The organism is Burkholderia sp. HI2500 (genome assembly GCF_002223055.1).
In the GTDB taxonomy this organism is placed as follows: Bacteria; Pseudomonadota; Gammaproteobacteria; order Burkholderiales; family Burkholderiaceae; genus Burkholderia.
Genome location: NZ_NKFL01000004.1, coordinates 1,987,645 through 1,999,770, shown reverse-complemented (window position 1 = coordinate 1,999,770; position 12,126 = coordinate 1,987,645). Strand labels below are relative to the sequence as shown.

11 protein-coding genes and 1 pseudogene are annotated in these 12,126 nt (G+C 65.8%); 8 read left to right on the top strand and 4 right to left on the bottom strand.

Going from position 1 to position 12,126, the window contains the following annotated elements:
• Window positions 1-5: 5 nt before the first annotated feature.
• The 6 genes from CFB45_RS12020 to CFB45_RS38995 all read left to right on the top strand — a co-directional run bounded on the left by CFB45_RS12020 (window position 6) and on the right by CFB45_RS38995 (window position 5,097).
• The gene (locus CFB45_RS12020) at window positions 6-1,208 is read left to right on the top strand and encodes a tryptophan--tRNA ligase (protein ID WP_011352534.1); all 1,203 of its coding nucleotides are present in this window, start codon (window positions 6-8) and stop codon (window positions 1,206-1,208) included.
• Between the two features lie 8 nt (window positions 1,209-1,216).
• On the top strand, window positions 1,217-1,819 hold the full coding sequence (locus tag CFB45_RS12015; protein ID WP_089425742.1) for a class I SAM-dependent methyltransferase: 603 nt from the start codon (window positions 1,217-1,219) through the stop codon (window positions 1,817-1,819).
• A 48-nt stretch (window positions 1,820-1,867) separates the two neighbouring features.
• Complete coding sequence (dapA, locus tag CFB45_RS12010) at window positions 1,868-2,773, top strand: 4-hydroxy-tetrahydrodipicolinate synthase (RefSeq protein ID WP_011352532.1); 906 nt, start codon at window positions 1,868-1,870, stop codon at window positions 2,771-2,773.
• A gap of 111 nt (window positions 2,774-2,884) precedes the next feature.
• Window positions 2,885-4,030, top strand: coding sequence for an outer membrane protein assembly factor BamC (gene bamC / locus CFB45_RS12005; RefSeq protein WP_089425741.1), 1,146 nt, complete (start codon window positions 2,885-2,887; stop codon window positions 4,028-4,030).
• A gap of 4 nt (window positions 4,031-4,034) precedes the next feature.
• Complete coding sequence (locus CFB45_RS12000) at window positions 4,035-4,811, top strand: MBL fold metallo-hydrolase (RefSeq protein WP_089425740.1); 777 nt, start codon at window positions 4,035-4,037, stop codon at window positions 4,809-4,811.
• 121 nt (window positions 4,812-4,932) lie between these two features.
• Window positions 4,933-5,097, top strand: a complete 165-nt coding sequence (locus CFB45_RS38995; RefSeq protein WP_164725389.1) for a hypothetical protein — start codon at window positions 4,933-4,935, stop codon at window positions 5,095-5,097.
• Window positions 5,098-5,117: 20 nt separating this feature from the next.
• Here CFB45_RS38995 and CFB45_RS39750 read toward each other — a convergent pair.
• Together CFB45_RS39750 and CFB45_RS11985 are read right to left on the bottom strand one after the other, a co-directional pair.
• A pseudogene (locus CFB45_RS39750) lies at window positions 5,118-5,364 on the bottom strand (hypothetical protein).
• A gap of 56 nt (window positions 5,365-5,420) precedes the next feature.
• Window positions 5,421-6,641, bottom strand: coding sequence for a cupin domain-containing protein (locus tag CFB45_RS11985; RefSeq protein WP_089425738.1), 1,221 nt, complete (start codon window positions 6,639-6,641; stop codon window positions 5,421-5,423).
• Window positions 6,642-6,673: 32 nt separating this feature from the next.
• Here CFB45_RS11985 and CFB45_RS11980 point away from each other — a divergent pair, with 32 nt between their 5' ends.
• Entirely contained in the window at window positions 6,674-7,216 is a 543-nt protein-coding gene (locus CFB45_RS11980; protein WP_059554208.1) for an FKBP-type peptidyl-prolyl cis-trans isomerase, read from the top strand.
• Here the strand turns inward: CFB45_RS11980 and CFB45_RS11975 are convergent.
• The gene (locus CFB45_RS11975; protein WP_179255058.1) at window positions 7,196-8,467 is read right to left on the bottom strand and encodes a hypothetical protein; all 1,272 of its coding nucleotides are present in this window, start codon (window positions 8,465-8,467) and stop codon (window positions 7,196-7,198) included. The two genes, CFB45_RS11980 and CFB45_RS11975, sit on opposite strands and share 21 nt — an antisense overlap.
• Complete coding sequence (gene mutS / locus CFB45_RS11970; RefSeq protein WP_089425737.1) at window positions 8,448-11,105, bottom strand: DNA mismatch repair protein MutS; 2,658 nt, start codon at window positions 11,103-11,105, stop codon at window positions 8,448-8,450. Before mutS ends, CFB45_RS11975 begins: the two co-directional genes overlap by 20 nt.
• Before the next feature lie 345 nt (window positions 11,106-11,450).
• On the opposite strand from mutS, the gene CFB45_RS11965 reads away from it, so the two are divergent.
• Window positions 11,451-11,684 (top strand): hypothetical protein, encoded by a 234-nt coding sequence (locus CFB45_RS11965; RefSeq protein ID WP_089425736.1) that lies wholly within the window; start codon window positions 11,451-11,453, stop codon window positions 11,682-11,684.
• Window positions 11,685-12,126 lie beyond the last annotated feature (442 nt).

Sequence of the window (12,126 nt, the reverse complement as noted above, 5' to 3'; positions counted from 1 at the left end):
CAATCATGTTCCCTGAACGTATTTTCTCCGGCATGCGACCCACCGGGTCGCTGCACCTCGGTCACTACCACGGCGTGCTGAAAAACTGGGTGAAGCTGCAGTCCGAGTACCCGTGCTTCTTCTGCGTCGTCGACTGGCATGCGCTGACGACGCACTACGAGACTCCCGAGGTCATCGAGAAGAACGTGTGGGACGTGCTGATCGACTGGCTCGCATCCGGCATCGATCCGGCGCAGGCCACGCTGTTCATCCAGAGCAAGGTGCCGGAGCACGCCGAACTCGCGCTGCTGCTCGGCATGAGCACGCCGCTCGGCTGGCTCGAACGCGTGCCGACCTACAAGGAGCAGATGGAGAAGCTGAAGGACAAGGACCTGTCGACCTACGGCTTCCTCGGCTACCCGGTGCTGATGGCGGCCGACATCCTGCTGTATCGCGGCTCGCTCGTGCCGGTCGGTGAAGACCAGGTGCCGCACGTCGAGATGACGCGCGAAATCGCGCGCCGCTTCAACTACCTGTACGGCCGCGAGCCGGGCTTCGAGGAGAAGGCGCTCGATGCCGCGAAGAAGCTCGGCGGCAAGCGCGCGAAGCTCTATCACGAGCTGCGCAACGCGTATCAGCAGGAGGGCGACGACGAGGCGCTTGAACAGGCGCGCGCGATGCTGCAGGAATCGCAGAGCCTGTCGATGAGCGACCGCGAGCGCCTGTTCGGCTATCTCGAAGGCGCGCGCAAGATCATCCTGGTCGAGCCGCAGGCGCTGCTCACCGAAGCATCGCGGATGCCGGGCCTCGACGGGCAGAAGATGTCCAAGTCGTACGGCAACACGATCGGCCTGCGGGAAGACGCCGAGACGATCACGAAGAAGGTCCGCACGATGCCGACCGATCCCGCGCGCGTGCGCCGCACCGATCCGGGCGATCCCGACAAGTGCCCGGTGTGGCAGCTGCACCAGGTCTATACCGACGAAGCGACGCACGACTGGGTGCAGAAGGGCTGCCGCTCGGCGGGCATCGGCTGCCTCGACTGCAAGCAGCCGGTCGTCGAAGGCATCCTGCGCGAACAGCAGCCGATGCTCGAGCGCGCGCAGAAGTACATGGACGACCCGTCGCTGCTGCGCGCGATCGTCGCGGACGGTTGCGACAAGGCGCGCAAGTACGCGACGGAAACGATGCGTGACGTGCGTGACGCGATGGGCCTGTCGTACAACTGATCGACCGCATGAGCGCATCCGTCATTGCCGCCGCGGGCGGCCACGTCGCCCAGGCCGAGCCGTCGCGCTGGGTCGCGCAATGGTCGCGGCTCGTGTCGCCGGGCGGCGCGGTGCTGGATGTCGCTGCGGGCGGCGGCCGCCATGCGCGCTGGTTCGCGTCGCACGGCCATCCGGTCGTCGCACTCGACCGCGATCCGCCCGCGCTGGCCGCGTTGCGTTCGATTCCGGGCGTCGATGCCCGTGACGCCGATCTCGAAGGCGCGCCGTGGCCGTTGCCGGCCGGCGAGCAGTTTGCGGCGGTGGTGGTCACGAATTATCTGCATCGTCGGCTCTGGCCCCATCTGCTCGATGCGGTGGCGCCGGGCGGCGTGCTGATCTACGAAACCTTCGCGCAAGGAAACGAAACGGTCGGGAAACCGTCCAACCCCGCGTTCCTGCTCGCCCCGGGCGAGCTGCTGGACGCCGTGCACGGCCGCCTGCGGGTGGTCGCGTACGAGGACGGGTTCGTCGCCGCGCCGCGCGAGGCATTCGTCCAGCGTCTTTGCGCAGTGCGCGAGGGCGCGACCCCGAAGGCGGGGGCGGGAATTCCACGTTACGAACTGCCCGGCTAATCCGCTACAATCTCAATGTTTACCGGTACATAATCTCATTCGCGTTTCATGGCTAACGGCACCCAAGACGGCATTCAAATCCGCGGCAGCATCCCCGCGATCGTCACCCCGATGCTCGAAGACGGCAGTCTCGACCTGCCGGCGTTTCGCAAACTGATCGACTGGCACATCGCGGAAGGCACCGATGCGCTGGTCGTGGTCGGTACGAGCGGCGAGTCGGCAACGCTCAACGTCGAAGAGCACATCCTGATGATCCGCACGGCGGTCGAGCATGCGGCGAAACGCATCCCGATCATCGCGGGCGCGGGCGGCAACTCGACCGCCGAGGCGATCGAGCTGACGAAGCACGCGAAGGCTGTCGGCGCGGACGCGACGCTGCAGGTCGTGCCGTACTACAACAAGCCGACGCAGGAAGGCATGTACCGTCACTTCAAGACGATCGCCGAAGCGGTCGACCTGCCGGTGATCCTGTACAACGTGCCGGGCCGCACGGTCGCCGACATGGCGAACGAGACGACGCTGCGCCTCGCGGAAGTCCCGGGCATCATCGGCGTGAAGGAAGCGACCGGCAACATCGATCGCGCCGCGCACCTGATCAAGGCTGCCCCGAAGCATTTCGCGATCTACAGCGGCGACGATCCGACCGCGATCGCACTGATGCTGCTCGGCGGCCACGGCAACATCTCGGTCACGGCGAACGTCGCACCGCGCGCGATGAGCGACCTGTGTCGCGCGGCGCTGGCCGGTGACGTACAGACGGCTCGCGCGCTGCACATGAAGCTGCTGTCGCTGCACAAGAACCTGTTCATCGAAGCGAACCCGATTCCGGTGAAGTGGGCGCTGCAGGCGATGGGCAAGATGCAGGGCGGCATCCGGCTGCCGCTCACGGCGCTCGACGAGCGCTGCCACGAAGCCGTGCGTTCGGCCCTCGTCGAGGCCGGCGTCCTCGCCTGATGCCGAGGCGGTCGCGTCCTGCGGCCGCCGGCTCGAACCCTGATCAACCCGCACCGGCCGGCTCCGTCCGGCGCCGCTCCTGACGAGCGTTCTAGCAAGACGAAGGATTTCATGAAACGTTTCGCCTTTTCCTCTCGCGCCATCCAGATGTCGGTGATGGCGCTGGCGCTGGGCGCGCTCGCCGGCTGCGATACGCTGAACGACTACCTGGCCCCTGACCGGGTCAACTACAAGAACACCGGTTCGGCGCCGCCGCTCGCGGTGCCGAGCGACCTGAAGCCGGTGCCGACGACGCAGCAGTTCGTCGCGCCGCCGAGCAACGCCGGCCTCGGCACACTGCCGCCGCGGGTCACGACGCAGGCGGGCAACGCGACCGACGGCATCCCGAGCGCGCAGGATCCGCTCGGCATGCACATCGAGCGCGACGGCGACCGCCGCTGGCTCGTCGTCGATGGCCGCACGCCCGAGCAGCTGTGGCCGATCCTGAAGGAGTTCTGGCAGGAGAACGGCTTCTCGCTGAAGACCGATGCGCCGTCGACGGGCATCATGGCCACCGACTGGGCTGAAAACCGCGCGAACATCCCCGACGACTGGTTCCGCCGTACGATCGGCAAGGTCATCGATTTCGCGTACTCGTCCGGCACGCGCGACCGCTTCCGCACGCTCGTGAACCGCACGTCGGACGGCAACACCGATATCTCGATCACGCACAGCGCGATGGAAGAAATGATGGTCGGCCCGCAGGGCGGCACGTCGTCGCGCTGGGAAGAGCGTCCGCGCAACCCGGTGCTCGAAGCCGTATTCCTGTCGAAGCTGATGCAGAAGTTCGGCCTGACCGATGCGCAGGCGAAGCAGCTGCTGACCGATGCCCGTCCCGCGACGGCGCCGGCGCAGGTCAGCGACACGAGCAGCGGCGGGGCGACGCTGCAACTGGCCGAGTCGTTCGATCGCGCATGGCTGCGCGTGGGCCTGGCGCTCGACCGCACCAACTTCGCGGTCGACAATCGTGATCGCGAGAAGGGCGTGTACACCGTGCGCTATGCGAACACGATGGAAGAGCTCAAGCGCGACGGCCTGTTCGGCAAGCTGTTCTATGGTGGTCCGTCGGCCGCGAAGCCGGGCAAGGAGTACCTCGTCAACGTGCGCGCACAGGGCAACGGCAGCACGCTGGTTGCGGTGGTCGGCGCAAACGGCCAGGTCGACAACTCGTCGGACGCTCAGCGGATCATTTCGCTGCTCCACGCGCAGCTGAACTAAGCGCGTGCGATTCTCCAGCCTCGGAAGCGGCAGCGAAGGCAACGCGCTGGTCGTCGAGGCCTCGAGCGGCACGACGACCACTCGCGTGCTGCTCGACTGCGGCTTTTCCGCCAAGGAGGTCGAGCGCCGGCTCGGCCGACTGAATCTCTGCATCGGCGATCTCGATGCGATCCTCATTACCCACGAACACAGCGACCACGTCGGCAGTGCGCTGACGCTCGCCCGCCGCGGATCGCTGCCGCTCTACATGAGCTGGGGCACCGCGCGCGCGGTAGGCGCGGACGAGGCCGATGTCGATCTCCACGTGCTGTGGGGCGACGAGACGGTCGCGATCCGCGATCTGGCCGTGATGCCCTATACCGTCCCTCACGACGCGCGTGAGCCGCTCCAGTTCGTCTTTATGGACGGCGCCAGCCGGCTCGGCGTGCTGACGGACGTCGGGATGGCCACGCCGCACATCACGGCCGTCCTGAGCGGCTGTGACGCGCTGGTACTCGAATCCAATCACGATACCGCGATGCTGGCCTCGAGCCGCTATCCGCAGTCGCTGAAGGCGCGTATCGGCGGCAACCACGGCCACCTGAGCAATGACGCTGCAGCGGACATCCTCGCGTCGCTGGAGCGCAGCCGCCTCAAGCACCTGGTCGCGGCGCACCTGAGCCAGCAGAACAACCTGCCGGAACTGGTCCGCCAGGCGTTTGGCGGTGTACTGGGGACGAGCGGGGACGACGTGGTCGTGGCCACGCAGGACGCGGGCTTCGACTGGCTGGCGCTCGGATGAGCGGGGCAGGGCCGCTGCGGCGGCCCGGTGCGACTGCCGTGCGATAGACGCAGAAACGACAGACGTAAAAAAACCGGCCCTCGGGCCGGTTTTTTTTCAGCTGACGCTGAGGCTTACTGGCTTGCGCCCGAAGCCGGAGCAGCCGTCGCTGCCGAAGCAGCCGACGCCACTGCAGCAGCAGCGTCGCTCGCAGCAGCCGTTGCCGACGAAGCAGCAGCCGAAGCGTCGCTCGCAGCACCAGCAACTGCCGAAGCAGCCGACGAAGCAGCAGCCGAAGCGTCGCTAGCAGCCGACGAAGCAGCTTGATCAGCGCTCTTGTTGCAAGCAGCCAGTGCAACAGCAGCCAACAGGGAAGCTACGAGGAGGGATTTCTTCATGATCACGTCCTTTTATGGTTAAAGGTAAGCAACAGCGCGAAACAATACCGGTAATGTGCTCCAACACCGACCTGGGCCGCTGGTGGAGATGCACTTCTTAGAGCGTGAATCTTCCCTACGGCTTGGGCGGAAATTATATGCACTTTCCTATCGACCGTCGACAAATGCGGGGTCAATACGTTGTCTTTCCCATACAGAATTTGATCCGTACGGGCATACGGGGCGACTCACACTAAATCCGGTTTCCGACCCGTATCCAGCCCGCACGATACCACTCGTGCAACAAGGCTGTCATCGAGGGAACCCGGGATAGTGTTACAAACCGTTTCGCCTCCATCTGGCGTTGATTGGCCAGTTCGGGCAGCCATTCGCTGGCCTGCTCGAGCGGTCCTTCTTCACCATTAATGAAGTACGAGCGCGCGTTATACATCAATGCGGCCCTTCTGTCGAGACACACGCCACGGCGTGACGCTTGCGTGACGAACGCGGCCTCGGACAGCGGGCGCGCGGGCGGGTCGAAAACGACGTTCGGCTTGGGCTCGCTCAGGTAGCAGCCGAGGAATTCGGCGACGTCCCGTTTGCGCCAGCGGATCGCGTCCACGATCTCGGCCACGCGCTCGACCATCGCCGGAGGCAGCTGGGCGGGCGTGTCGACGGCCGGCTGCTTCGGATCGCGGTAAAGATCATCGCCACAACCGTCGCGCAGGCCGCCACGCTCCGCGAGATAGTACAGGAACTGGGCGCCCAGCTCGCCGGCGGACGGGGCCCGGAAGCCGATCGAGCAGGTCATGCATTCGCCTTCGGCGACGCCATCGTGCGCGATGTGCGGCGGCAGGTAGAGCATGTCGCCGGGTTCCAGCACCCATTCGTCGCTCGGCTCGAAATTTTCGAGGATCTTCAGAGGCACGTCCGGTTGCAGCGACAGGTCTTTCTGCGCACCGACGCGCCAGCGGCGCCGGCCTTCGACTTGCAGCAGGAATACGTCATACGAATCGAAGTGCGGACCGACGCCGCCGCCGTCCGTCGCATAGGAGATCATCAGGTCGTCCAGACGCGCATCGGGGATGAAGCGGAAGCGGTCGAGCAGTGCGCGCGCGGCATCGACGTGCAGGTCGAGCCCCTGCACGAGCAGGGTCCAGGCCTTGCGCGTGACGGCCGGCAGCGAGCCGGACTCGAACGGGCCCTGCTCCAGTTGCCACTTGTTACGAAAATGGGTGATCAGTCGCGATTCCGCGTCATAGTCCGCGGCGAGCTCGAACAGTGCGTCGCGCGAGACCGGCGACGCGACGCCGGGGATTGCCTGGCGGATCAGGAGCGGCTTCTTCTGCCAGTAGCCGCGCATGAATTGCGCCGGCGTAAGACCGCCGAGCAGCGGTGTGGGAAGATCGGAAGGCGGCGCGCCGAACGGGGCGGCAGCGGCATCCCGCGGTTCGGCTTGAGACCGGTTGCGCATCGTATAATGAGATTTGTATTTGGGAGAATTGGATGAAAATCGCAAAAAACACCGTCGTGTCGGTCACTTACAAGCTGTCCGATGCACAGGGCAATCTGATCGAGGAAAGCGACGAGCCGATGGTCTATCTGCACGGCGGCTATGATGGCACGTTCCCCAAGATCGAGGAACAGCTCGACGGCCATGAGCCGGGCTACGAGGCGCAGGTTCAGCTCGAGCCGCAGGACGCGTTCGGCGACTACGATCCCGAACTCGTGAAGATCGAGCCGCGCGACCGTTTTCCCGAGCCGCTCGAAGTGGGCATGCAGTTCGAAGGCACGCCGGAAGACGGCGACGAGGAAGTCGATTCGCTGATCTACACGGTCACCGACGTCGCCGAAGACAAGGTCGTGCTCGACGGCAATCACCCGCTCGCCGGCATGGCGCTGCGTTTCGCGCTCACCGTGAAGGACGTTCGCGAAGCCACCGAAGACGAAATCGAGCATGAGCACGCACATGGCGCGGAAGGGCTCGAGATCGTCGACGAGGACGACGACGAAGACGGCGAAGCGCCGTCAGGGCGTACCCTGCACTGAGCTCGCAGGCAAGCCGGGTGCCGGCCCCGACGCAGGGGCGGGCGCCGGCCACGACGCGCCGCCCGGTGCGGCGCCGTCACCCTGCAACGGCGGCGCGACCGACGACGAGTCGGGCAGCGCCGGCAACGCAGGGATTTCCGGCATCTGCGGCAGCGGCACGTCGTCACGCGGCACGAGCGGCAGCGCGGGTGGCACGGGCAGGTTCTTCGGCACCTCCTGCAAGCTCACGTTGAAGATCGTCTGCCGTGCCGGCGACACGCTCACCTTGACCCACTGATTCGTCGGATGGCGCGGTCCGATCGCGACGCGCGTCACATTGCCCACCAGTTCACCGTCGTCTGCCCGCAGCGGGCGGTCGATCAGAAAACCGTTCGCAAGCGGCTCACCGCTCGCGTGCATCACGAGTATCGGGCCGCGGAACGTCGCCGCCGCCTTCACCAGCGTTCGTTTCAGCTCACGGAAGCCGTCGCGCACGCGCGGCCGGTTGAAACGCAGCCAAGCGAAGCGTTCCGCGCGTTCATAGCGTTCGAACTGCGGATCGCCTTCGAACATCACCACCATCGCGCGTGCCTCGCGCCGCTTCGCGTATTCGGCCGCGTGGTCGATCCAGAAACCGTTTGCAATGATGCGGTCCTCGAATTCGCCGTTGCGGCCGCCGGCCGTCAGGTAGTGGTTGTTCGGCGCCGGCGCGTTGAGTGCGACGTAGACGATGTCGTCGCGCATCCAGCGGGCGTTCTCCCGATACGGTCGGAACCGTGCGACTTCGCTTTCCCGCGTGATCTGCAGCGCGCCGGGGTCGGGCAGTGCCGAATCGGCAAGCAGCGTCTGCCGCAGGAAGTCGAGCCGCTCGACCGGATCGTAGCCGCCGCCGGCCGCGGTGTTGCACGTTACCCAGTCGTCGTGGCCGGGAATGAACACGAGCGGCACGCGGGCCGCATCCAGGATCGCGCCCCGCTGCGAATACAGTGCATCGCGGCACGCTTCCTTCGAACCCTTGAGATCGCCCGCATAGACGACGAACGCGAGGTTGCGCTCGCGCGCGATCGCATCGAGCAGCCGCTGGGCGGCCGGTTCGTCCGCAGGGGCGTTGATCACGCCCGACACGACCGCGAACGAGTAGGGCGTGGTGCTGCGCTTCGGCGGCGCGGCCAGCGCGGTGGCCTGCGCGAGCGCGAGCGCCGCCGCAACGAGCATGGCGGCCGTGCGAGCCGGCAGGCCGCACAGGATGCGCTTACGCGTGTCCGTCGACATCGTGCGACCGGACCAGCGTGCGCAGTTCGTACAGCAGGTCGAGCGCCTCGCGCGGCTTGAGATCGTCGGGATCGATGTCGCGCAGTTTTTCGAGCGCCGGATGCGGTGTGTCGGGCAGCGCCGGCGCGTCCGCGCATTCGAGATCGTCGGCGGCCGCCGGCGGCGCGCTGAACAGGTCGAGCTGCGGCGTGTGCTGCGACGCCGACTGCTGTTCGAGATACGCGAGGTGCTTGCGCGCGGCGCGGATCACGGGCGCCGGAACGCCTGCGAGCTGCGCGACCTGCAAGCCGTAGCTCTGGTTGGCCGGGCCTTCGTTGACCGCGTGCAGGAACACGATGCCGTGGCCGTGCTCGACGGCCGACAGGTGGACGTTGGCCGCTTGAGGGAATTCGGCCGGCAGTTGCGTCAGCTCGAAGTAGTGCGTCGCGAACAGCGTGTAGCACGCGTTGTGCGCCAGCAGGTGGCGCGCGATGGCCCACGCGAGCGCGAGGCCATCGAACGTCGACGTGCCGCGGCCGATCTCGTCCATCAGCACGAGGCTTTGCGGCGTCGCGTCGTTGAGAATCGCAGCGGCTTCGGTCATCTCGACCATGAACGTCGAGCGGCCGCCCGCCAGATCGTCCGCCGCGCCGATCCGTGTGAAGATCCGGTCGATGGGGCCGAAGCATGCCGACTTGGCCGGCACGTAGCTGCCCACGTAGGCCATCAGCGCGATCAACGCGGTCTGCCGCATGAACGTCGACTTACCGCCCATGTTCGGGCCGGTGATCAGCAGCAGCTTGCGCTCGGTGCCGAAGCGGCAATCGTTCGCGATGAACTGTTCGACCTGCGCTTCGACGACCGGGTGGCGGCCCTGTTCGATTTCAATGCCGATCTCGTCGGTGAAGGTCGGTGCGACCCAGTCGAGCGCGCGGGCGCGTTCGGCGAATGCGGCGAGCAGGTCGAGCTCGGCGAGCGCCGATGCGACGCGCTGGCACTCCGGGATGAACGGCAGCAGCGCCTGCAGCACCGCGTCGTACAGCGCGCGCTCGCGCGCCAGTGCGCGTTCCTGCGCGGACAACGCCTTGTCCTCGAAGGTCTTCAGTTCGGGCGTGATGTAGCGCTCGGCGTTCTTCAGCGTCTGGCGCCGGCGGTAATCGTCGGGCACCTTGTCGGTCTGGCCGCGCGTGACCTCGATGTAGAAGCCGTGCACCTTGTTGTATTCGACGCGCAGGTTCGCGATGCCGGTGCGCGTACGCTCGCGCGCTTCGAGATCGATCAGGAACTGCCCGCAGTTCTCCGAGATGTCGCGCAGTTCGTCGAGTTCCGCATCGTAGCCGCGCGCGATGACGCCGCCGTCGCGCACCATCGCGGCCGGCTCGGGCGCAATCGCGCTCGTCAGCAGATCGAGGCATTCGGCGGGCGGTGCGAGTGCTGCGTCGACGCGGGTGAGTGCGTCCGCGTTCGCGACGATCGCGCTGATGCGCTCGCGCAGAGCCGGTAGCGCGGCGAACGTGTCGCGCAGGCTCGACAGGTCGCGCGGGCGGGCGGACAGCAGCGCGAGACGCCCGGTGATCCGTTCGACGTCGGCGATCTGGCGCAGCGCGCTGCGCAGCGCATCGAGGCTTGCGTTTGCCGGCGCATCGAGCAGTGCGCCGATCGCCTGCTGGCGCGACTGCGCGGCGACCGATGCGCGCGGCGGGTGATGCAGCCAGTGACGCAGCAGGCGGCTGCCCATCGTCGTGCAGCAGGTGTCGAGCAGCGAATACAGCGTCGGCGACTCGGTGCCGCGCAACGTCTCGGTCAGTTCGAGGTTGCGGCGCGTGGCCGGATCGAGACCGATGTACTCCGTTTCGTTCTCGACCTTCAGGCTGCGCACGTGCCGCAGTTGCTGGCCCTGCGTGGCGGCCGCGTAGAGCAGCAGCGCGCCGGCTGCGCCGCACGCGCTCGTGAGCGAATGCGCACCGAAACCGTCGAGGCTCGCGACATCGAGCTGGTCGCACAGGCGCTGCGTGCCCGACGCGATGTCGAAGTGCCATGCCGGCACGCGCTTGCTTGCGCCGGCGCTGGGCGGCACAGCATCGGTCGCGCCGTCCGGCGTCAGGATCTCGGCCGGCCGGATGCGTTCGAGCGCGGCCGCGAGCTGGTCGGGTTCGATTTCGGCGAGCCGCAGTGCGCCGCTGGCGAGGTTCAGCCATGCAAGGCCGATGTTCACTGCGACGCCGCGCTTGTTGTGGCCCGTGCACATCGCGAGCAGGTAGACGTCGTTCTTGTCGGACAGCAGCGCGGCATCGGTCAGCGTGCCGGGCGTGACGACGCGCACGACCTTGCGCTCGACGGGGCCCTTCGACGTGGCGGGATCGCCGATCTGCTCGCAGATCGCGACCGATTCGCCCATCTTCACGAGCTTCGCAAGATACTGCTCGACCGCGTGATGCGGTACGCCGGCCATCTTGATCGGCGTGCCGGCGGTGGCGCCGCGTTGCGTGAGGGTCAGGTCGAGCAGGCGTGCGGCTTTCTCCGCGTCTTCGAAGAACAGCTCGTAGAAGTCGCCCATCCGGTAGAAGACAAGCGTGTCGGGATGGTCGGCCTTGATGCGCAGGTACTGCTGCATCATTGGGGTATGGCCGGCGAAGGCGTCGGGCGACAGCGTGGTCATAAGTCAGGCGTGAAGTTGTTGCTTTGGTTGCCCGAGTTTACCAGTGGCTTCACGTGCGGGCGCGAAGTTGGCCGTTTGGCCAGGTGCAGGACGAATCGGCAGTGCCCGGGGGCCTGTCCTAGCTCGCAGGCGGTAGCGCTGCAGGCACGACCCGCCACGTAGTGCTAACCCCGACACGCCAGTTGCGGTCGACAGGCTAGATTGTGACTGTACGGGTTCGTTGATCGGATATCGGACACTCTGTCCATTTCCTCGATATGTCGACCGGAGATCGCTACGTGAACGAATCGACCTACCGTGTCATTTTCGGGTTTGTCATGATCTGCTGACCGTGACGGAGGACATATGGCGCATTCCCTGTACGAATTGCTTAGCAGCCTCGACGAACGCCGCCTCTTTTATACATTGGGCCGGCATCGCCCGGACACCATTCTGGTCTCGATAACTGTGCCAGGTGAGCGTATCGAGATCGACGTCTTCGACGATGGACATATGGAAATGTCGCGTTTTGCCGGAGACGAGAGTGTAATTGACGACCCACAAATAATTTTAAAGGCTATCGAGGAGGCGTCTGAGTGAACCGGATTGGTCATGAGACGCAAAGCGCCCACTTTCCGTCGGTCGACGCAGCAACCTTCCAAACGACACGTCGCTACTTCGCACTATGGCTTGTCGCCATTTTCTACTCGTCAACGGCGCTCGCCGGGCCCAACGTTTGCACTTCAGACCAAACTCGGAGGGCCGAGGCTGTTTCTGATGCCGCCACGTCGTGGAAGCAGTTGCATCGACAATTTCGAAATTTCGCAAACTGTGACGATGGGGCAGTCGCGGAAGGGTTCAGCGAATCAAACACTCTTTTGCTCGCAGATCACTGGGGCACTATTCAGCAGTTGGAACCCATGATCGCGTCGGACCCAGCTTTCCACACGTTCATTGTTCGGCATGTTGACGCTACAGTCCCGGCAGAACGGTTGCGGCGGATCGCCCGGAATGCGGACAAACAATGCCCTGGAACTCTGAA

Excerpts from the sequence above, each read along its gene's own strand:
- dapA (WP_011352532.1), top strand. The coding sequence starts at position 1,868 with ATGGCTAACGGCACCCAAGACGGCATTCAAATCCGCGGCAGCATCCCC.
- bamC (WP_089425741.1), top strand. The coding sequence starts at position 2,885 with ATGAAACGTTTCGCCTTTTCCTCTCGCGCCATCCAGATGTCGGTGATG.
- CFB45_RS11965 (WP_089425736.1), top strand. The coding sequence starts at position 11,451 with ATGGCGCATTCCCTGTACGAATTGCTTAGCAGCCTCGACGAACGCCGC.
- CFB45_RS11985 (WP_089425738.1), bottom strand. The coding sequence starts at position 6,641 with ATGCGCAACCGGTCTCAAGCCGAACCGCGGGATGCCGCTGCCGCCCCG.
- CFB45_RS12015 (WP_089425742.1), top strand. The coding sequence starts at position 1,217 with ATGAGCGCATCCGTCATTGCCGCCGCGGGCGGCCACGTCGCCCAGGCC.
- CFB45_RS11975 (WP_179255058.1), bottom strand. The coding sequence starts at position 8,467 with ATGTCGACGGACACGCGTAAGCGCATCCTGTGCGGCCTGCCGGCTCGC.
- CFB45_RS11980 (WP_059554208.1), top strand. The coding sequence starts at position 6,674 with ATGAAAATCGCAAAAAACACCGTCGTGTCGGTCACTTACAAGCTGTCC.
- mutS (WP_089425737.1), bottom strand. The coding sequence starts at position 11,105 with ATGACCACGCTGTCGCCCGACGCCTTCGCCGGCCATACCCCAATGATG.
- CFB45_RS12020 (WP_011352534.1), top strand. The coding sequence starts at position 6 with ATGTTCCCTGAACGTATTTTCTCCGGCATGCGACCCACCGGGTCGCTG.